This is a genomic window from Paenibacillus rhizovicinus, assembly GCF_010365285.1.
Lineage (GTDB): Bacteria > Bacillota > Bacilli > Paenibacillales > Paenibacillaceae > Paenibacillus_Z > Paenibacillus_Z rhizovicinus.
Genome location: NZ_CP048286.1, coordinates 595,561 through 615,538, shown reverse-complemented (window position 1 = coordinate 615,538; position 19,978 = coordinate 595,561). Strand labels below are relative to the sequence as shown.

General features: G+C 53.2%; 18 protein-coding genes. 14 read left to right on the top strand and 4 right to left on the bottom strand.

All coding sequences use genetic code 11. The features are described from left to right. Positions 1-80 precede the first annotated feature (80 nt). The gene (locus GZH47_RS02785; protein WP_162638429.1) at positions 81-833 is read left to right on the top strand and encodes a phytanoyl-CoA dioxygenase family protein; all 753 of its coding nucleotides are present in this window, start codon (positions 81-83) and stop codon (positions 831-833) included. A gap of 144 nt (positions 834-977) precedes the next feature. Here the strand turns inward: GZH47_RS02785 and GZH47_RS02780 are convergent, their stop codons facing one another. Continuing rightward, entirely contained in the window at positions 978-1,895 is a 918-nt protein-coding gene (locus tag GZH47_RS02780) for a tyrosine-type recombinase/integrase (protein ID WP_162638428.1), read from the bottom strand. A gap of 177 nt (positions 1,896-2,072) precedes the next feature. On the opposite strand from GZH47_RS02780, the gene GZH47_RS02775 reads away from it, so the two are divergent. From GZH47_RS02775 to GZH47_RS02765, 3 genes are all read left to right on the top strand, one after another. Then, complete coding sequence (locus GZH47_RS02775) at positions 2,073-2,276, top strand: cold-shock protein (RefSeq protein ID WP_162638427.1); 204 nt, start codon at positions 2,073-2,075, stop codon at positions 2,274-2,276. A gap of 102 nt (positions 2,277-2,378) precedes the next feature. Continuing rightward, positions 2,379-2,678: an HU family DNA-binding protein gene (locus tag GZH47_RS02770; protein ID WP_162645046.1), complete on the top strand. Its 300-nt coding sequence runs from the start codon at positions 2,379-2,381 to the stop codon at positions 2,676-2,678. 90 nt (positions 2,679-2,768) lie between these two features. Then, positions 2,769-3,824 (top strand): Delta(5) desaturase DesA, encoded by a 1,056-nt coding sequence (locus tag GZH47_RS02765; protein WP_162638426.1) that lies wholly within the window; start codon positions 2,769-2,771, stop codon positions 3,822-3,824. A 138-nt stretch (positions 3,825-3,962) separates the two neighbouring features. Here GZH47_RS02765 and GZH47_RS02760 read toward each other — a convergent pair whose 3' ends face one another. Then, a complete protein-coding gene (locus tag GZH47_RS02760) occupies positions 3,963-5,990 on the bottom strand; it encodes a hypothetical protein (protein ID WP_162637931.1) in 2,028 nt (675 codons plus the stop codon). Positions 5,991-6,373: 383 nt separating this feature from the next. On the opposite strand from GZH47_RS02760, the gene selD reads away from it, so the two are divergent. From selD to GZH47_RS02710, 10 genes are all read left to right on the top strand, one after another. Then, positions 6,374-7,426 (top strand): selenide, water dikinase SelD, encoded by a 1,053-nt coding sequence (selD, locus tag GZH47_RS02755; RefSeq protein ID WP_162638425.1) that lies wholly within the window; start codon positions 6,374-6,376, stop codon positions 7,424-7,426. A 30-nt stretch (positions 7,427-7,456) separates the two neighbouring features. After that, a complete protein-coding gene (gene mnmH / locus GZH47_RS02750) occupies positions 7,457-8,503 on the top strand; it encodes a tRNA 2-selenouridine(34) synthase MnmH (RefSeq protein ID WP_162638424.1) in 1,047 nt (348 codons plus the stop codon). 188 nt (positions 8,504-8,691) lie between these two features. After that, on the top strand, positions 8,692-10,272 hold the full coding sequence (locus tag GZH47_RS02745; protein WP_225446344.1) for a spore germination protein: 1,581 nt from the start codon (positions 8,692-8,694) through the stop codon (positions 10,270-10,272). Between the two features lie 3 nt (positions 10,273-10,275). Then, the gene (locus GZH47_RS02740; RefSeq protein ID WP_162638423.1) at positions 10,276-11,478 is read left to right on the top strand and encodes a Ger(x)C family spore germination protein; all 1,203 of its coding nucleotides are present in this window, start codon (positions 10,276-10,278) and stop codon (positions 11,476-11,478) included. After that, positions 11,475-11,696, top strand: coding sequence for a hypothetical protein (locus GZH47_RS02735; RefSeq protein WP_162638422.1), 222 nt, complete (start codon positions 11,475-11,477; stop codon positions 11,694-11,696). Before GZH47_RS02740 ends, GZH47_RS02735 begins: the two co-directional genes overlap by 4 nt. Before the next feature lie 21 nt (positions 11,697-11,717). After that, positions 11,718-12,812: a GerAB/ArcD/ProY family transporter gene (locus GZH47_RS02730; protein WP_162638421.1), complete on the top strand. Its 1,095-nt coding sequence runs from the start codon at positions 11,718-11,720 to the stop codon at positions 12,810-12,812. Positions 12,813-12,930: 118 nt separating this feature from the next. Beyond that, positions 12,931-14,397: a sensor histidine kinase gene (locus GZH47_RS02725; protein ID WP_162638420.1), complete on the top strand. Its 1,467-nt coding sequence runs from the start codon at positions 12,931-12,933 to the stop codon at positions 14,395-14,397. A 9-nt stretch (positions 14,398-14,406) separates the two neighbouring features. Further along, positions 14,407-15,093: a response regulator transcription factor gene (locus GZH47_RS02720; RefSeq protein WP_162638419.1), complete on the top strand. Its 687-nt coding sequence runs from the start codon at positions 14,407-14,409 to the stop codon at positions 15,091-15,093. 290 nt (positions 15,094-15,383) lie between these two features. After that, on the top strand, positions 15,384-16,016 hold the full coding sequence (locus GZH47_RS02715) for a phosphatase PAP2 family protein (protein ID WP_162638418.1): 633 nt from the start codon (positions 15,384-15,386) through the stop codon (positions 16,014-16,016). Positions 16,017-16,047: 31 nt separating this feature from the next. Further along, positions 16,048-17,250 (top strand): glycosyltransferase family 4 protein, encoded by a 1,203-nt coding sequence (locus GZH47_RS02710; protein WP_162638417.1) that lies wholly within the window; start codon positions 16,048-16,050, stop codon positions 17,248-17,250. A 200-nt stretch (positions 17,251-17,450) separates the two neighbouring features. On the opposite strand, the gene GZH47_RS02705 is transcribed toward GZH47_RS02710, so the two are convergent. Both GZH47_RS02705 and GZH47_RS02700 read right to left on the bottom strand, forming a co-directional pair. Next, positions 17,451-18,464, bottom strand: a complete 1,014-nt coding sequence (locus tag GZH47_RS02705; protein ID WP_162638416.1) for a lysylphosphatidylglycerol synthase transmembrane domain-containing protein — start codon at positions 18,462-18,464, stop codon at positions 17,451-17,453. Positions 18,465-18,491: 27 nt separating this feature from the next. Next, a complete protein-coding gene (locus GZH47_RS02700) occupies positions 18,492-19,514 on the bottom strand; it encodes a glycosyltransferase family 4 protein (protein WP_162638415.1) in 1,023 nt (340 codons plus the stop codon). Positions 19,515-19,978: the final 464 nt, after the last annotated feature.

The following is a 19,978-nucleotide window of genomic DNA, read 5'->3' as shown; positions in this document are numbered from 1 at the left end:
GAAAGGGCAGGATAATGTGGCAGAAGGTGGAATCTATCAATGGTATGTCATCTTCTATTCCAGTCTGGAGGAACCCATTCATGAAGTTAACTTACGAGCAGAAAGCGTCCATGCTGAAGAACGGGTACATTCATGTTCCCGGCGTCATTCCGAAGCTGATGGTCGACCATGCGATTCGGAATATCAATCATTCGGTCGGCCAAGGGATGGATCCCGCCCAAATGCCGATTTACCGCGCGCAGTCATTTTGTCCGGAGCTGCAAGGGCTTCCGCCGATTACCGGACTGTTCAATGATACGCCGGTCAAATCGCTGGTGGAGGACTTGATCGGCGAAGGCAACGTGCAGCCCGCGAAGTACGGACAAGTCGCGCTGCGGTTTCCTTCGCTGCAGGATCCTCCAGGCGTTGCCCGGCCGCATCTGGACGGGATGTATTCGCCGACCAACGGCGTGAAGGAAGGGACGATCGGCAACTTTACGATGCTGGTCGGCGTGCTGCTGAGCCCGGTTAGGGAGAAGCATGCGGGCAATTTCACTGTATGGCCGGGCACGCATACGCAGTACGAAACGTATTTCCGGGAACACGGACCGGAAGCGCTCCTGAACGGGATGCCGCCTGTCGATATGCCCGAACCTATTCAAACGCTGGGGGAACCAGGCGATGTATTCCTCGTTCATTACCAGCTCGCGCACAGCGTAGCCCAGAACGCATCGCCGTTCCCTCGTTACGCGATCTTCTTCCGCGTCTCGCACCCTGAACATAAACAAGACTGGAAAGCTCCGATGAAGGATATTTGGATGCATTGGCCGGGCATTCGTTCGATAATCGAATAGAACGGCAATGGTGAGTGACGATCGACTCGTGAGAGAATGAAAAAGCATAGCCATGCATGAAAAAATCCGCTGCAAGAGCGGATTTTTCATGTCTTATGGGCATATAACCGTGTCATGGAATCGGCAAGGTAGGGAATAATGACTTTACCACGGCAATTGTGCTTCTTCATTGACTTGAAGCTCGACACGGGTCCCCTTGAAGTAGATCATCGCGGAGTCCAAATGGTCATGACCCATCATTCGGGCCAAAGCGTGATGCGGCGTATGTACGGCCATGGCGTATCCGAAGCGATGCCGCAAATCATGGGCGCTCAAGCCTTCCAGATGCGCCGCTTTCACGTATTTATGGACCAAATGCCGCAAAGCCCGTTCCGTTAAACGAGCACCGGTTTTTTCCGAAGGGAACAGATAGTCGCTCTCCGAAGGAAGGACTGCAAGATATTCGTTCAATGCCAGTCTGCACGTTTCGTTCAACGGCACATGCCGCTGCTTGTTCCGTTTGCCGGATCGAACCGTGAGCCGGCCGTGCGATGGAACGAGTTCGATATCGCCAGGTGCGAGATCGCAGATTTCCATCGTTCGCAAGCCGGTATTCAGCATGACGATCAGAATCGTACGATCCCGGAGCGATCCGCCGTTGCCGGCCGCGGCGATCAATGCAGCTTCTTCCTCGGCCTTCATCTGCCGGGGAGCCGCCTTTTCCTCGGGAACCAGTTTGACCGACTTCGAAGGGTCGCGGGTAATGCTCGCTTCAGCCGCAGCCCAACCGAAGAATCGTTTCAAGGCGATCAAACGCCTATTTATAGTAGAAGGTTTCAAAGCCATCGCTTGCTGCGCGGTTTCCCGATATTGCATGAGCGTCGGCTCCGATACGTCCTCCATGTTGAAGGACATGTCTTCTTCTTGATGAACGGCCTGTTCAAACCAGGCGATGAAATGTCTCAAGTCGCTTCCGTATTCCTTTAATGTCCTGGGAGTGAGAGCTTCACGGATCGCGAGCGCATCGATGAATGCTTGAATCGTCTGTTCGCCGCGCGCGGAAATTTCGGCAGTTGGCCGCATTCGCTTACCCTCCTCGTCTTGACTTACATTAGCGGACATGTTATTCTAATTGTACCCGATACATTAGCGGACATCAAGCAATCGTCTGAACATGCCTAATGAGCGCTATTCTAGCAATAGCGGTCTTGGAAGATTAGGCTTAATGAATAGGAAATATGTTTTTTACGGAGGATTACCATGCAAACAGGTACAGTGAAATGGTTTAACGCAGAGAAAGGCTTTGGTTTCATCGAAATCGAAGCAGGCAATGATGTATTCGTTCACTTCAGCGCGATCGAAGGCGAAGGCTACAAATCGTTGGACGAAGGTCAACGCGTTCAATTCAACGTCGTTCAAGGCCAACGCGGTCCACAAGCCGAGAACGTAACGAAAGTATACTAATCTTTTCTAATCAAGCTGCCCTACAATTGTTAGGGCGGCTTTTTTTATTGTGATCTTTTTCCATACGTCGTGAAACGATTCTAACAAAGCGAGGTATTGATGATGAATAAAGAACAATTGGTGGAAGAAGTAGCGAAAAGCGGCGGTTTTTCGAAAAAGAACGCCGAAAAAGCGGTAACGTGCGTGCTTGATTCCATCCTGCAAGCCTTAAAGGATGGCCGAGAGGTGCAGCTTGTCGGTTTCGGGAAATTCGAAGTTCGCTATCGCGACGCGCGCATGGGAAGAAGCCGCGCAACTGGAGAAGAAGTCGAGCTCCCGGCAGGCAAGGTACCCGTATTCACGGCCGGAATCGCTATGAAACAAGCTTTGAACGCGCCTAAGCATCGTTCGACGCGAGGTTAACCTTCGCATTAGCCGAGCAAGGCGGAGCATGCGCTCATTTCCCAGACAGTGAATGGTGAATGATAAGTTGGACACAAAAAGGGGAATATAATGCAATCACAACATGATTATGCCCGCTTGAAGAAGGATCTGGCTTCGCTAGGCAAATCCGACTTGAGGAAGAGCGTCTGGCAATTGGTCAATAGCATCGTACCGTTTATTCTGCTTTGGGGGCTTGCTTACGTGAGTCTGTCGTTCTCGTGGTGGATTACGCTGGCGCTCGCGATTCCGGCTGCGGGATTCATGATCCGGATTTTCATCATTTTCCATGATTGTTGTCATCAATCGTTCTTTGCCAGCAAGAAGGCGAACGGAATCATAGGGACGATCACGGGTATTCTTACATTCTTTCCTTACGATCAGTGGAAGAACGAGCATGCCATTCATCACGCCACGAGCGGGAATTTATCCCGTCGCGGCATCGGCGATATTTGGACGTTGACTACGGATGAATATGCGGCTTTCACGCCTTGGAAGCGTTTAAGCTATCGGTTGTACCGCAATCCGATCGTGATGTTCGGACTCGGACCGATTTTCTTGTTCCTGATCGGGTACCGGATGAACCGGAAGGATGCCAGACGCAAAGAACGGCTGAACACGCATGTGACGAATGCAGCGTTGGTCATTCTGACCGGATTGCTCTGTTTGTTGCTGGGATGGAAGGAAGTATTGCTCGTGCACGGCCCCATTCTCTACTTGGCCGGCGCAGCGGGAATATGGCTCTTCTACGTGCAGCATCAATTCGAAGATACCTACAACGAGCGGGCGGATGAGTGGGATTTCGTAAGCGCGGCCATGCACGGCAGCTCTTACTATAAGCTGCCCCGAATGCTGCAATGGATGACCGGAAATATCGGTTTCCATCATATTCATCATCTCGTTCCCCAAGCGACCAATTATCATTTGCAGCACATTCACGAGAGCAGCGCCGATTTGCAGAACGTTCCGGCGATTGGCATTCGCTTAAGCTTGCAAGCCCTTCGGTTTAAGCTTTGGGACGAACGTACCAAGCAATTCGTCGGGTTTAGGAAATTGAAATTCCGCCCGCCGATCGTAACGCCTGGCCTGCAAGCTTATCGGATTACAAGAACAACATCGGCCAAATAAGAGAAGCCCGCGATATTCGCGGGCTTCTCTTATTTGGTGAATCGATCGGGCAGGCCGTCGATCGGTGAGCGATAAGTTGAGGAGGGTCAAGAATCGTTGGCGAGGCGATCCTTGGAATGGCCGTCCCGTTTCAATGCTTCAATGCTGCCGCAAATCGCTCAGGAACAGCTTAATGAACAAGATGAGATCTTGACTTGAAACGGCGCCATCTCCATTGAAGTCCGCCTTCGGGTCGAAATGGAGCTGGCCTTCCCGCGTCCCGAAAGCGCGCAGAAACGCAATCCCATCTTGCAGATTGATCAATCCGTTGCCATCAATGTCCGCTTTGAGGGAGGTGTCCGGATCAGGGTTCGTGCCGGGATCCGTACCGGGATCCGTACCAGGATCCGTACCGGGATCCGTGCCAGGATCCGTACCAGGATCCGTACCGGGATCCGTGCCGGGATCCGTGCCAGGATCCGTTCCGGGATCAGGATTCGGATTGACGGCCGTCCCCGTCACCTCGTACCAGACGGTACCGAGGTAAAGCTGCCAGCCGTTTCGCCAGAAGGCAGCCGCTTTATCGCTAACGACCCGCTCGGCGGCTTGTCTGCCATCCTCATTCATCCGAGTAAGCATGATGCCGCCGTCGTACGTATAAGCAGCCTCCCCGGCAGGGGAGATCGCAAGCAGCCGGCTGTCGCTCGAGCTCGTAGGCGTCAAACGTTCTTCATCGCCGGAAGGGGAACGAAGCCGCAGCTGTTTCTGCCCTTCGGCCGTTACGACGGTATAGGCAACCCAATTACCTGCGGTCAGATAATCGCCTGGAATCACGGTTGCGCCGGCAAGAGCCGTCTCGATGCCTGCCTGATTGACGACGAGTTCAGCCGCATTCGTCTGATGATTCGTTCGTGAATAGACGAGCGTGCCGCCGTCCATGACCGGCGAAGCGTAAGCGAATCCCGTGTCTTGCGTGATCGAAGTGACTTCGCCATGGGCATAGCGGTACAGTTGACCGGCTTTCGCGAAAACAACCGTTCCCTTGTCGTCCAGCGCATAATCGAACCGGTCGGTGAATCCGACGGACTGCTTGATGCCTGTCTGCGTATCCTCGATAAACAGCTCCCGAAGTCCCGTGCCCGGCTCGTGATAGACGGCATACCGGCCTTTCACGCGCATTCCCGAAACATCCAGCTTCTGCAATTCGCCGTTCTGCCAGTCGAAATTCACGTACGTGCCAAGCGGGTCCAATCCTTTCTTGTAATAACCGTTCGCCAGTCCGATGGCAGTCGCGTCGAATGCGCCGCCCATGGCACCGTTTGGCGTCAGGAATACGGACAGCTGCGTTATCTCCGGCACGAGCAGGGGAAGCGTCTCCGTTGCATTCGTATCCCGATGATGAATGCGCAGACGATGGTCGTAGGCATTCCAGATCAGCGTGCGATCCGCATCGGAATCGAGAACAAGACCTTGTTCATGGGCTTGCACGGTCAGCTTGTCTCCGGCTTCTACATAGATGGGGAAGGACTGGTTAAGCGTCAGACCGTTCGCATCCGTGGCGCTCAGCTGTGCCGTAGCCTGCGTTCCGAGCCATTTTGCCGCGGAAATCGTTTGGTCCAACAAAGTCGTACCTTGCGCGAGCAATACATTGTTGATGCTCAGTTTCAAGGAGGAGCAGCCGCTAGGATCATCGTCCGAGCATTGGATATGAACCGCCATGTTCGGATCGGCTACGTCATAGGGCAGCGGGGCATCCAGTTCCAATTTCGGCGCATTGTTATGTTTGAGCGCGAGGACGAGCGGGGCGCTCGCAGCGCCGTCCACGTCTACCGCGGACAGCTTGAGGGAGAAGGCCCCCCATGGAAGCGAAGCGACGTCCATCCAGCCCCGATACTCGCAGGAGGTACTGCATGCCGCGGTCTGTTTCGTTAAGGCGATCGCCGGCAAATCCGCTGCTTCAGCTGTCACTTGCCTGATCGGAACGGCAGAATTGACGGTCAAGGTAACGAGAAAGCTGTCCGGTACGAGCGCATTCGCTCCCGGAGACGCGCCTGCCAGCTTAGGAACCGAGGCCGCCGCAGCCGGTCGTGCAGCCATCGCGGACAGCCCCAGCAGGAGCAATGCGATTATGATGCATACTTTCTTGCGCATGCTTGCCATTCTTGCCTGCATGTCCAATATGCCCACGTGATTAAACCTCCTCTTTTTCCTTAAAATGTAAATACTAATCATTGCATGCAATAAAAAGCGATAAAAATATCCAAACGTTTCCTTTTTGCGCGCAAGTTTATTATGCCTTTCGCATTTCCGGGCGTATATAGGGACATGACCCTATTCTGAGAACCAATTCCCGATGAGGTGCCGGCACTTAAGCGGGACTTCGATCTTCGGTTCCAGCGACAAATTTCTACATGAGGGCGTTAGCGGGCGCTTGCCGAACGAACGCTTTCTCCGCCTGTTTCTGAAAGGAATACATTTGATTCGGACCGTGAATTCCTGTAGGATTATGCCATAGTTAAGCTAGCAACGAATGCAATTCATAGATGCTTCGGAGAGGATTGGATGAACGAATGAGTGCTGAAACAGGAGTCAAATTAACTTCGCTATCGAGCAAAGGCGGCTGCGGCTGCAAAATTGGGCCGGCGGACCTGGAACAGGTCATCCGCAACCTGCCCCCCGCGGAGCAAAATCCCAATTTGCTCGTCGGCCTGGATACGAGCGACGATGCGGGCGTTTACCGGCTGAACGACGAGTTGGCCATCGTGCAAACGGTGGATTTCTTCACGCCGATCGTGGACGACCCTTACGCCTTCGGACAGATCGCCGCCGCGAACGCGATCAGCGACATTTATGCCATGGGCGGCACGCCTTTGACCGGCTTGAACATCGTGGCTTTCCCGATCGCGACGCTGGACAAGGCGATTTTGTCCGACATAATGAGAGGCGCTGCCGATAAAGCGAGAGAAGCCGGCGTAACGCTGCTTGGCGGCCATTCGATCGACGACAAAGAGCCGAAATTCGGCATGGCCGTGACGGGAACCATTCATCCGGATCGGATTCGGACGAACGCGGGAGCGAAGCCAGGAGACCGGTTAATCCTGACGAAGCCGATCGGCGTCGGCATCATGACGACCTCGATCAAACAAGACCGGCTGTCGCCCGAAGAAACAGCGCGCGTGACCAAAGTCATGGCGACCTTGAATAAAACAGCGGCCGAAATCATGAATGACTACGACGTGCATGCGTGCACGGACGTCACGGGCTTCGGCTTGCTCGGCCATGCACTGGAGATGGCGAAAGGCAGCCAAGCGGAAATCACGATCCATCGCTCTGCGGTTCCCGTTCTGCCTAGGACGAGGGAATTAGCCGAGCTTGGCTGCGTGCCTGGAGGAACCAAGAACAATTTCAAACATATCAGCGATCATGTGACGTTCCCGGAAGCGATGGATCAGATCGATCAATGGATCTTGTGCGATGCCGTCACTTCGGGTGGACTCTTGATTGCCGTTGCTGAGGCGCATGCCGATGCGTTATATGCGGAGCTCGTCAAGGCGGGCGTAGAAGCAGGGATTATCGGCGAAGTATCCGCAAGCAGCAAGGGGCATATCACCGTACGGCCATAAGCAGAACGGACATCAGCGAGGAGCAAACGTATGTTTCAAGAAATCGCAATGGATAAATGGCGGATGCTGAAGGAGCGCGGCGCGGTAACGACCGTCGACGTCAGATCGCCTTCGGAATATCGGCTGGCCACGATTCCGGGCAGCCTGAACATTCCGTTGTTCGATGACGCCGAACGGGCCGAGGTAGGGACGTTATACAAGCAAGTCAGCGTAGAGGCAGCTAAGTCGCGTGGATTGGAAATCGTGTCGGCCAAGCTTCCGGCCTTCATCAAGCAATTCGCCGAAATTCCCGGCAAGAAGGCCGTGTTCTGCTGGCGGGGCGGCATGAGGAGCAAAACGACGGCAACCGTGCTTGCGCTGATGGGGGTCGATGCCGATCGCATAACGGGCGGTTACCGCGCCTATCGGCAATGGGTCGTCAGCCAGCTCGATACCATGGAATACTTGCCTGGCGCAGTCGTGCTCCACGGGAATACGGGAACCGGGAAGACGGCCATCTTGCGCAAACTGCGCGCGGCAGGCTACCCTGTGCTCGATCTTGAAGGAATGGCCGGCCATCGCGGGTCGATATTCGGCGAGATCGGTCTGCATGCCAATAATCAGAAAATGTTCGATGCCTTGCTGCTGGAAGCGCTGAGCGCCTATGAGCACGAGCCTCTTATTGCCTTCGAAGCCGAAAGCAGAAGGATCGGGAAAGTCATGCTCCCCGATCTGGTCATGGGCAAGAAGGAGACCGGCACGGCGATTCTCATTGAACTTCCGATAAACGAACGCGTGCGGCAAATCGTGGAGGACTACAAGCCATGGGATCATCCGGACGCATGCAAGCGCGCGTTTCAGCTCATTAAATCCAAGCTGCATTCGCCAATCGCGAACGAGATCCAGGCCTGTCTGGACAAAGAATCGTACGAAGCGGCGATCGAGCTGCTCTTGATTCATTATTACGATCCGAAATATCAGTATAGCGCGCTGCAGTATGACGGTGAGCCGAACTATGTCATCCAAGCGAAGAACGCGGAAGAGGCTTATCGGGAAGTCGAACGGATCTTGAAGCAGCTGAGAAGCGGCTCCATTTAGGCTGGCTGTCAGATGAGCGCGACCACGAGCTATGAGCACGAACTACGATCATAAGCAGCCAGGAGATGACTCCCGTATATACGGGGGTCATCTTTGTTTTACCGTTATCAGCTGCAATTTCCAAACATATACATATTCCCCGCATCGAGGCGGCACACTAGCAAGAAAGAAGTTGGGGAGGACTGGCCGTGTCCAGAATAAAGTGGCTCCGTAAAATCATTCCCCTGCAAGCCCCTGTGCTTAACTACAAATCGCAGCCAAGCGAAGAGAAGATGGAGACTGCCTTCGACATTGCTTCTCGCATCGCTTATTTACGCCAGCGGTTCTCGAATAGTTCGGATGTCATTTACCATAAACTGACGACGCCGTCCGGTCTAGACTTAACGCTCGTTTACATTCAAGGCATGATCGAGCAGCCCGCGGTGGACGAGCATGTGCTTAAAGCGCTGGCTGGCATAGCCCCGTCAATGAAGAATGAAGAGCTCTATGCGATGCTGTTCGACAGCAAGCAGTTGCCTGTTGCGAAGCAGACGGTTTGCAATTCGCTGCAAGAAGCGGAGAGCAGCATTCTGGAAGGAAATCCCGTCCTGCTGGCCGACGGCGAGCAGCGAATGCTCACCCTCGCATTGAGCGCGACCAAGCAGCGTTCGATCAGCGAACCGCCGAATGAATCGGTCATTCGAGGTCCGCGCGAAGCGTTTATCGAGGACCTCGAAACGAACATCACCTTGATTCGAAAACGGCTGAAAACCCATCGTTTTACGGTGGAAACGATGCATTTCGGCAAGGAAACGAAAACTAGCATAGCGCTAATCTATCTGACTGGCATCTGCAAGCAAGAATTGATTGACGAAGCAAAGAAACGGTTGTCGTCGATCGAGATCGACGGCGTGCTCGGTTCCAGTTACATCGAAGAATTCATCGAGGATAATCCGTATTCGCCATTTCCGCAAATGCAATATACCGAGCGTCCGGACGTGGCTGCGGCCGCGCTGCTGGAAGGGAGATTCACGCTGATCGTCGATGGCACGCCGATCGTCATTCTTGCGCCGGTGACGTTATTCATGCTCATGCAATCCGCTGAAGATTATTATCAGCGGTATATCGCGGCAACTTGGATTCGGTTCATTCGCTACATCTTCCTGCTGATCTCGATTTCGCTGCCATCCTTCTATATCGCGATCACGACGTTTCATCCCGACATTATTCCGGAGCGGCTCTTGGTGACCGTCGCGGCCGCAAGGGAAAACGTCCCTTTCCCCGCCTTGCTGGAGGCTTTCGTTATGGAGCTGTCCTTCGAAGCCTTGCGGGAAGCATCGCTGCGCATACCGAAGGTCATCGGACAAGCCGTCTCGATTATTGGGGCGCTGATCATCGGAACCGCCGCGGTGCAAGCAGGCATCGTATCTGCCAGCATGGTCATCATTGTCTCGATGACGGGCATCGCTTCTTTCATTATTCCGCATTACGATCTGGGGCTTGCTTTCCGCCTGATCCGATTTCCGCTCATGCTGCTGGCCGGGCTATTCGGCTTGTTCGGCATCGCCTGCGGCATGATTCTGCTGTACTTTCACCTCATCGAGCTGCGCTCGTTCGGTCTTCCTTATCTGGAGCCGCTCACGCCGCGCAACAAAAGCGATCTGAAAGACGTATTCGTCCGCACGCCATGGTGGGCGATGCGTTCCAATCCGTCTTTCTCGGGCGCCTATAAGAACGGGAAGCGCTCCGGCGGACGGAATTGGGACGTGAAAGACGAAGAGGAGGAATGAAGCGTGATAGGTTCGGCACTTCGCAAATGGAGCTGCATGTTTCTCGTCCTCAGCATGGCCGCGGCGCTCGGCGGATGCTGGTCAAGCGTCGAGCTCAACGAAAGGGCCTTCGCCCGAATCATGATGCTGGACGAGTCCAAGAACGGAATTGAGCTTACGCTCGGCTTTCCGCTGCCGAACCGCTTAAACGGAGGCGTTACGAGCGGGGCGACTACGTCGACCCAGCCGTCGTTCGCGCTCGTCACGAAGACCGGCCGCGACGTGGGCGAAGCGTTCCGGCTCATTCAAGGCGATTTGTCGCGTCAAATCACATTCGGTCAATTGCGGAATATTCTGATCAGCCAAGCATTTGCACAGGACGGGATATATCCGATCGTCGATTTCCTGCTGCGCGATACGAGCATTCACATTAACGCGAACGTGTACGTGACCGAAGGAAACGCAAAGCAAGTCGGCAATATTCCGTTAACCTTCGAACGGTTTTTGACCGATATTTTGACGTCCTATGCGAAACAGCAAACGACGTTGGCAGTGACCGCGAAGGACGTGCTGGTGACCGCGATGACAGGCGGGGACTTCGTCCTGCCCATGCTGGTATTCGGCGTGATGGGCGCGGAGTCGGAGAAGGGAGGCAATAAGTGGATGGGAACAGACGGAGCTGCCGTATTCCATCAAGGCAAGCTCGTAGCGCAGCTCGATTCCAAGGAACTAAGGGCAGCGCAGTGGATCAGGAATGAAATGAAGGAAGGCGTCATGCGGTTCGCGTCCCCATCGGACGGCAAGATGATCAGCTTGCTGATGTACGGCCATAAAACGATAATTCGGCCGGTTCTGAAAGGGGATCGGATCCGGTTCGACATCACCTGCAATGGTTCGGCGAAGATCATCGCAAGCGAATCCACGCTGGACGTAACCGACCGGAAGAACATCGCTGCGCTGGAGCAGCGGATTAACGAGTCATTGAAGACTCGCATTCTCCAAACGATCGCGCATCTGCAATCGCAGCGTTCGGACGCGTTCCTTCTCGGTCAGCGCATCCGGTGGCAATCGCCGCGCAAGTGGAACAAGATCAAAGGCAACTGGAGCGATATCTATCAGAATCAAATTGCCGTCGATGCGAAAGTTTCGATCGCGATCAAATGGTTCGGCGGCGCGCAGAAACCAGTCTGGAATATCGATTTATTCAAGGAGGAGGGGAGCGGATGATCGCCGCTACCGTCGTATTCGGTTGCATCGCTTATTTCGAATGGCACTATCTCCGCCGTCACGATCGGAGCAAGCGCACCGTTCGTATCGTCTTCGGCATGCTTTCGCTGCTGTGGCTAATCACGTTCACGGTCGCCATGTTTCGGGAACGCATCTCGGTAGGCTCCTTGTTCGCAAGCCTGTTCGAACCGTTGCAGCGGCTGTTATTCATGATTTGACGAAGGAGGGAGAACGGGAGATTGAAAAGCATTACGCAGTTTCAGATGTATACGATGTTCACGCAGTTTCTCTTCTCGACGGCGATCGGGTTCTTCATCGGTCCGATCGTCCGGATGGCCGGGTTCATGTCCTGGATCAGCGTCATTCTCGGCTGCGCGATCGGTTTGCTGTTCGGGTACTTCTCCTATCGGCTGGCGCTGCGCAGACCCAATGAGTTTCTCGGCATCTACGGCAAAGATATTTTGGGCAAATGGCCGCATTATATCATTGTCGGCTTTGCCATCCTCGTAAATTTATACTTCGCTGCTTTTATTCTTCGCCAGCTGACCGATTTCATCATTCAGATTTACCTGCCGGGAACGCCAAGCTGGGCGGTTGCGTCCTTATTCGGCATTTGCGTCGCGCGCGGCACGCGTTCGGGAGCGGTCATCTTCTTTCGCAGCGCGCAGGGGTTGTTCCTCTTCAGCGTCATTTCCGTCTTCACGTTTCCGCTGTTCACCGCGGCCCACGTCGATTCGGACAAGCTAATCGCATTAGTGACGGATTACCAGCCGCACGGGATATGGGAAGGGTCCATACTCGCTGGCGCGCTCTTCGGCGAAATGGCGTTCCTTATCTATTTGATGCCATTCTTCGATAATAAGGAGAAGACGTTCCGAACACTCATTTGGTCGGGTTTGACTGCCGTAATCGTAACGATCGTGAATATGATCGCAACTCTGCTCTTATTCGGTTCCGATCTGACGTCTAATCTAACGTACCCGACGCTTGAAATGATCCGATTCATGAGGGCGGGTTCCTTCTTGGATAATCTCGATCCGATGCTGATCGTATTCTGGTTGTTCAGCATGCTGCTGAAGATCGGGCTATTCCTGCTCGTCGGCACGATGCTGATCGCGCATCTATTCGGACTGAAGGACCATAAGCCCTTTTCCTACGGCATGGCAGGCGCCATGGTCTTCCTCTCCGTCTTCATGTTCAGTACGATGGCCGATATCGAGCGCATTACGAATTACAGCGAATCCTCCATTCTTATCCTGAAGTCGTCGCTGCCCGCGCTGTATTGCCTCGTGGATTGGCTGCGCAACAGGAAGGGGAAGTTAAGAGAATTTTAAGGACTGGTTCACCCTTTATTTAGAAAGTTCGCTTATACTGTTGAAGCAGACTATCGGAATTACGTACCCGGGGTCGCACGCCACGTCAAGAAGCGTTATCGCGGAGGAGAGTTCCCGCATGTCCATTCGATTCAAACTGCTGTTGTCTTATGCGGCAATGCTTGTCATTCCGCTTGTTTCTATCCTGCTTATCTCTTTGCTCATGGTCGTTTTCTTCCGAGGGGATTTGCAAAATATCAAAGGCCTCTATGAAACGACCGAAGAACGGTTCGATCACGAGGACGTGGAGCATATCGCCAAAGAAATCAAACGGTCGGTGCAGCGCGAGCCCGATCTGCTGATGGATCGAACGTATCTCGACGAAATGACGACGGAATTGCAGCACAAAGACTCCGGCTTGGCCGTCCGGGTTAACGGCTCGCTCATCTATCTGTCGCCTTCGATTCAACAGGTGTCGGCGTTGACCTCGGGACTGCCGCCGTTCAAGCGTGTCGACAGCTTCTATCAATATCCGGCGCGGAAGATCGGGAATGCGAATTACTTGTTCTTGCAGTTCGATTTCGGCTATCGGAATAAAGAACAGGCCACCGTGTTCGTCATTTCGAAGATTGATCCCTTTACTTATTTTATCCGCAAATATTTCCCGACCTTGTTCGTATCGCTGCTGCTCATATTGGTATTGACGCATATCTTGCTGACGACCTTCATGTCCAAACGGATCATACGCCCGCTGCAAGCGCTCCGGAATGCGGCTCGCGAGATCAAGGAAGGCAACTTGGACTTCCACCTTCAGGTCGCCGGGAAGGATGAAATCGGTCAGCTCGGCGTCGCATTCGAAGAGATGCGCTCCCGCTTGCAGCAATCGATCCGCGTGCAAATGCAATACGAAGACAATCGCAAAGAGCTTATCGCGCATATCTCGCACGATCTGCGGACGCCGCTGACGGCCATCCGAGGCTATATCGACGGCATTATCGAAGGCGTTGCGGATACGCCGGAGAAGAACTTGAAGTACATGCACACGATCGCCAACAAAGCGGATGAACTGGATCATTTGATCAATGAGCTCTTCTTGTATTCCAAACTGGATTTGAACCGGCTTCCCTTTCAATTCGAATCGGTGCCGCTCGCGCCGTTCCTGGGCGATTGGTCGGAAGAGCTGCAATTCGAGCTCGAGAAGAAGCACATCGCTATCCGCGCCGATGTCAGGCTCGAACCCCGCATCAACGTTTCCATGGACCGGGACCACTTCAAACGCGTGCTCAACAACATCGTCCAGAACAGCGTCCGATACATGGATAAACCGGAGCAGATGATCGCGATAAAAGCATATCGCGAAGGCGATGCCGCCATCGTTGAAATCTCGGATAACGGCATCGGCATCGAACCGGGAGCGCTCGAGCATATTTTCGAACGATTCTATCGGGTTGACGAATCGCGAAGCGCCAATACGGGCGGAACCGGACTCGGTCTCGCCATTGCCAAGCAGATCATGGAAGGGCATGGCGGCATCATTACCGCATGGAGCGAACCGGATGCAGGAACGACGATTAAACTTACGATCCCCATTATGCCAAGGGAATGATGTTGCGCGATGAAAACGATATTACTGATCGAAGACGATGTGACCATCTCGGAGCTTCAGCGAGACTACTTGGAAATTAGCGGATTTAAAGTCGATATGGCCCCGGACGGTGAAACGGGCCTCAATATGAGCTTATCCGGCATGTACGACTTGATCGTGCTGGATGTCATGCTGCCGCGCATGAACGGCTTCGAAGTCTGCAAGGGGATTCGGGAGACGAAAGACATACCGATCCTGATGGTGACTTCCCGCCGTGAAGACATCGACGTTATACGGGGCTTGGGATTGGGAGCGGACGATTATATTACGAAGCCGTTCAAGCCGGCTGAGCTTGTTGCGAGGGTCAAGGCCCATATCGCGCGTTACGACCGGTTGATCGGGAAGAAGGACGCGAAGAACGACATCCAAATTCGCGGCTTGTTCATCGATCCCGATACGCGCAAGGTGCTCGTCAACGAGAAAGAGACGGTGCTGACGACCAAAGAATTCGATCTGCTGTACTTCCTTGCCAGCCATCCCGGCCGCGTATTCAGCAAGGACCATCTGTTCGAGCGTATTTGGGGCATCGACGCGATGGGGGATTTGCAAACCGTTACGGTGCATATTCGGAAAATACGCGAGAAGATCGAGACGGATGCCGCCAATCCGGCGTATATCGAGACGGTCTGGGGCACGGGATACCGGTTCAAAGAATAATGGCAGCAGCGGAAAGCCTGATGACGATCAGGCTTTTTTGACATGTCTCCTGGCGCTATGAAAACCGTTTCCGACCCTAGCGCAGCAATCTTATTTATAAATTAATCGATTGTTTATACATTTTTAATATCTCGGCAGTAGAGTTATCACATCAAGGCGATTGCCAGGCTGCTTTTAGTCGAATACGGCACCCAGACGGGTGCCCTTTTACGTTATTCCCGTATGAATCGGCGATTGGAGGCACTAACCCCTTTGCATCCATCATACATGTTATAGAAGGGGGGATTTACTTGAAACTGCTGAGGAAGCAAGCACCGCTTCTATGGCTCCTGTCCATTCCGTTGATCAGCCTGTTATATGCCTTGCAGGATCATAAGAAACCGGTCGAGCATGTGCTGTCGACGCATTTCGATCGCATTACGCCGTTCGTGCCGGTGTTCTCCGTCTTTTATTTCTTCTGGTATCCGTTTCTGTTGCTCGTTCTCGCTCTGGTGTTCTGGAAGAGCAGTACGGCTTATTACCGGTCGCTCGCAGCCGTATGCATCGGCATTCTGTTGGCGAATATCGTTTTCCTGGTTTATCCGACGCATGTTCCGCGGCCGACGCTCGGCAAAGGCTGGAATTATTTTGTCCCGATCACCTATAAGCTGGACGAACCGTATAACGGCTTTCCCAGCATTCATGTGATTACGAGCTATGTATTGCTGCGTGCCGCGGGAATATTGTCCAAGCGTGTCCGGTTTGCGGTCGCCGCCATGGCCTGGTTGATCATCTTGTCGACCATGTTCATCAAGCAGCATGTGATCGCGGACGTCGTATCCGGAATTGCGATCGGGGAATTCGTCTTCCGATTGACCGGCAAGTTCGCGCGCGCCAAGGAACGGGAACGGCCGCTATCCCGGGAAACCAACACAAACGCATGATTAATTCGACAGTTTGCAGGAGGATCGAATCATGAAAATATTAATTACAACGGATACTTATTCTCCTGTCATTAACGGCGTCGTCACTTCGGTCAACCATTTATACAACGAATTGAAACAGGCCGGACATGATGTCCGTATCTTGACTTTATCGCCTACCGGGCGGGACATGACCGTTGGCGACATCTACTATGTCAAGTCGATTCGAACCGGCATCTATCCGGATGCCAGGGTCAAAATTCCGTTCTTCAATAAGCTTCTGCGCGAAGTCATCGCGTGGGAACCGGACGTGATTCATTCGCAAACCGAATTTTCGATGATGCTGGCTTCCCGGTCCATCGCGAATAAATTGAATATCCCGCATGTGCATACGTATCATACGATGTACGAGAATTACTTGGATTATGTGTGGTTCGGCATCATCTCGAAGAACGTTTCGGCCATCATCACGAGGAAGCTGCTGAATCCGCTGGACGGCATCATTACGGCAACGAACAAGACAAGGAAGACCTTGATCGGCTATGGCGTCAGCAAACCGATTCACGTCATTCCGACCGGAATCGCCTTACGCGAATTCCAACAGACCATGTCGCCGGAAGAATGCAGGCAAATCAAGGCGGACCTCGGCATCGGGGAGCAAGACCGCCTCATCGCCTTCGTCGGGCGGATCGCGGAAGAGAAGAACATCAGCGAGCTGCTGACACTGCTACCGGAGGTCATACGGAAGCATGAGAGCGTCAAACTGCTGATCGTCGGCGGAGGACCGTACGCAGCGATCCTGGAAGAGCAGATCCGGGAGCTCGGACTTGAGAAGCACGTGATCATGACGGGGATGGTTCCTCCGGCGGATGTGTACAAGTACTACAAAACAGCGGAAATTTTCGTGAATGCCTCCACCAGCGAGACGCAGGGGCTAACGTATATCGAGGCATTGAGCAGCGGCTGTCCCGTCGTGTGCAAGTACGATCCGTGCATCGACGGCGTCATTGAACAGGGCTTTAATGGTTATGCTTATCGAAAGCCAAGCGAATTCGCCCCGTATATTCATGCGATTCTATCCGACGTCGAACTGCGGGAACGGATGAGCGATAACGCGCTATCCAAGGCGAATGAGTACTCCAGCAGCGTGTTCGCGAATCATGTGCTGGATACGTACACCAGCGTGCTGCGCGCCAGTAGGGAAGCCCGCGTTCCGTTCGCGCAGCGCTTGAAGTTTATCGTTAGAAGGAGATAAGTTCGGGGCGTCGCGGCCGAGGACGATTAACCCATGGATGTAAGTTCGAAGAAGAGGTTCATTCCCGGCTGCAGCCGATTTCGAGCGAGGAAACCCACGTGTTTAGGACTTTAGGACACGTCGGGTTTCTTTTTTTGTTTTATTAAGGCGGTCGTGGTGCACGCGAGCGTTGTACTGCAGCGTTTTCTTACTTGACTTGCTCAGCGGCTCTTATTGGCATTCGGCAATACGAGCGTGAAGAGGCTGCTCACGGCAATCGAAACATAATAGGATAGTGCCCGCCATACGAATAACGCCGGCAGAATGGAATTCGAGGCAAAGAACAAACTGTAGATGAAATAAAATCCGCCCTCGGCACCGCCTGCCGCTCCCGGGAGGGGAATGACGGCCATGAAGTTGAACAGGAAGATCTGGGCGTTGATCAAGGTCCATAGATCCGCCGCGTGCAAGCCGAAGCTTCTATAAATGCAATACGGGATGCTGAAATAAGCCGCATACTGCAGAAACGTGAACAGCGATGCCAATAAGCACATTTTGATCCGTTTCGAGAGAAAGGAAGCATTCTCATGGAAATGCGCAAGCTCCAGCTCCATGTTCCGGAGTACGGCATCCGCATTTTTCACGAGACGGGTCCGCTGCAAGCCTTTCATAACGATCGTGAGCAACCGTTTGGAAAGCTGCTGATGGGTCGAGAACAGGATGGTCACCATCAGAACGGCGAGATGGACGGTGAATCCTATCCCGCATAGATACGAGAAGTAATGAACCTTCTCATTGAAATAACGGAACATGCAGAGGAATGAAATGATCAAGATAACGATATTGACGATTTGATGGATCATAAACTTGATCATCAGGATGGATCCGGCTTCGCCCGCCGGAATGCCGTTCTTCGTCATCGCATACAGCTGGGCAGGGTGACTGCCGGCCGAGAAGGGCGAGATCGCGCCGAAAAACTGGCCGATCATCTGGAACTTAAACGATCGCAGCAGCACCTGCTCGATACGATGCTTGCTGTTGATGATCGTATACAAAGCGAGCATTTCGAACATCCAGCTGAGAAACAAGATGCCGACGGCCAGCAGCAGCCAAGAAGGATGCAAGGCTGTAATTGCTCGCAGCATCGAGCCTAATCCTTGGGTAAACAGAAAGAAAGTCATAAACACGCCGAACGTAATCGTCACGATAATGAGATTGAATCGTTTATTGATCATGCGGGCAACTCCTGTACACGGTCGTAGCTAGGATCCCATGCTGTCATAGAATTGCTTCCATAACCCCAGGACGCGCTGCTCGGAATAATATTCATGGCAATGCCAGGCGTTGTCGCTCCAGGTCTCGTAAACCTCGCCTTTGTCCTGCAGCGACTCGATCATGCGAACGTAGTCCTCGATGGTGCCGCCTTTCAGATAGCAGTCGAACAAGATGGCCGGATATAGATCCAGATCCCGTAAGAGGACGGGAATTCGCAGCGCCAGCGCTTCGAGAATGGACATCGGAAACAGCTCGCTGAACGAAGGCAGAAACATCATATCGCTGATATTGTATAAGTCGTTCATCTCGTCCCGGCCGATGATGCCGGTGAACGTCACGTTCCCGGGCGGTTGCTCGACGATTTTCTTCAGCTCTTTATACCCATCCGTGAGCGCCCCGAACGAGAATCCGCCAGCCCAAATAAACCGAATATGGGGAAGACGCTTCGCAACCTCGATAAAATCCAGAATGCCTTTCCTCGTTTGCACTTGTCCGACGCCAAGCACGACGAATGCCTTGTCCGGTACGGCATGCTTGATTTTCAAAGCAGCGATCTGCTCGCCCGAGTAACGGTAGAAACGCTCCTCCGACACGAAGTTCGGGATGTAGGTTACTTTCCGGTCGTCGATCCCGTATTTCTTCAGCACATCGATAAAATAAGGATTCACGACGACGATGCGGTCGACCGATTTATAGAAACGGATCATGTAGGCATAGAATAGTTTCTTGATAACCGGGGGAAGCTTCAAGCTTTCTTCTATCGTTTCGGGCACGAAATGAACGTATGCGACCGTCGTCGCGCCGAATATTTTGGCAGAGAGCAAACTGAGATAGAACTTAAAGTCGATCGTATGGTAGTGATTGATCGCGCCTGGCAGCCACCGGTTCTTCTTGACTCGGTACGTATCCGCCAGCCCGGTTTCGACGAGCTTCACTTGCTCGATATAAGCGGATAAGACCCCTTGTCCTTTCACCTTGTGGGCGGAGGACAGCATATTGATGACCGGCATAGCGGATTCTCCTTTGCATGCAGCATAACGTTCCTGCAGACATCATACACAAAATCACCGTTCATGCACATATGCATAATTCCCAGTTTATGGGCATTGCAGCCCTGCCGTAAAACCTCTTAACGGCGAACATCAAGCCAGTCCTGGGATTGGCTGATTTGGCTCGTCCGGAGGAAACAAAACTTTAATCCCCGTTAAGAAAATGTTAAGAATCGTTTTAGGACGGGTTGAGGATGAGCTACTACATTGGCATTAGTCGCGTTCCGCGGCGGATCGCCTGCGAAGCGGACGGAATTCGATGCTGAATTGGCAAGCGAAATGTAAGCGGGACAAGCTTGTCGGCCATAGTCGGACGGACCGGCGAGGCCTGTCAGCCATCTATTTTACGAGGTTAACCGAATAGCCCCTTCTGCCGCGCCATACAATGGTACTATAACGCGACATGTTCCGTAGGCATTGCGAAC

Excerpts from the sequence above, each read along its gene's own strand:
- GZH47_RS02785 (WP_162638429.1), top strand. The coding sequence starts at position 81 with ATGAAGTTAACTTACGAGCAGAAAGCGTCCATGCTGAAGAACGGGTAC.
- GZH47_RS02780 (WP_162638428.1), bottom strand. The coding sequence starts at position 1,895 with ATGCGGCCAACTGCCGAAATTTCCGCGCGCGGCGAACAGACGATTCAA.
- GZH47_RS02775 (WP_162638427.1), top strand. The coding sequence starts at position 2,073 with ATGCAAACAGGTACAGTGAAATGGTTTAACGCAGAGAAAGGCTTTGGT.
- GZH47_RS02770 (WP_162645046.1), top strand. The coding sequence starts at position 2,379 with ATGAATAAAGAACAATTGGTGGAAGAAGTAGCGAAAAGCGGCGGTTTT.
- GZH47_RS02765 (WP_162638426.1), top strand. The coding sequence starts at position 2,769 with ATGCAATCACAACATGATTATGCCCGCTTGAAGAAGGATCTGGCTTCG.
- selD (WP_162638425.1), top strand. The coding sequence starts at position 6,374 with ATGAGTGCTGAAACAGGAGTCAAATTAACTTCGCTATCGAGCAAAGGC.
- mnmH (WP_162638424.1), top strand. The coding sequence starts at position 7,457 with ATGTTTCAAGAAATCGCAATGGATAAATGGCGGATGCTGAAGGAGCGC.
- GZH47_RS02735 (WP_162638422.1), top strand. The coding sequence starts at position 11,475 with ATGATCGCCGCTACCGTCGTATTCGGTTGCATCGCTTATTTCGAATGG.
- GZH47_RS02725 (WP_162638420.1), top strand. The coding sequence starts at position 12,931 with ATGTCCATTCGATTCAAACTGCTGTTGTCTTATGCGGCAATGCTTGTC.
- GZH47_RS02720 (WP_162638419.1), top strand. The coding sequence starts at position 14,407 with ATGAAAACGATATTACTGATCGAAGACGATGTGACCATCTCGGAGCTT.
- GZH47_RS02710 (WP_162638417.1), top strand. The coding sequence starts at position 16,048 with ATGAAAATATTAATTACAACGGATACTTATTCTCCTGTCATTAACGGC.
- GZH47_RS02705 (WP_162638416.1), bottom strand. The coding sequence starts at position 18,464 with ATGATCAATAAACGATTCAATCTCATTATCGTGACGATTACGTTCGGC.
- GZH47_RS02700 (WP_162638415.1), bottom strand. The coding sequence starts at position 19,514 with ATGCCGGTCATCAATATGCTGTCCTCCGCCCACAAGGTGAAAGGACAA.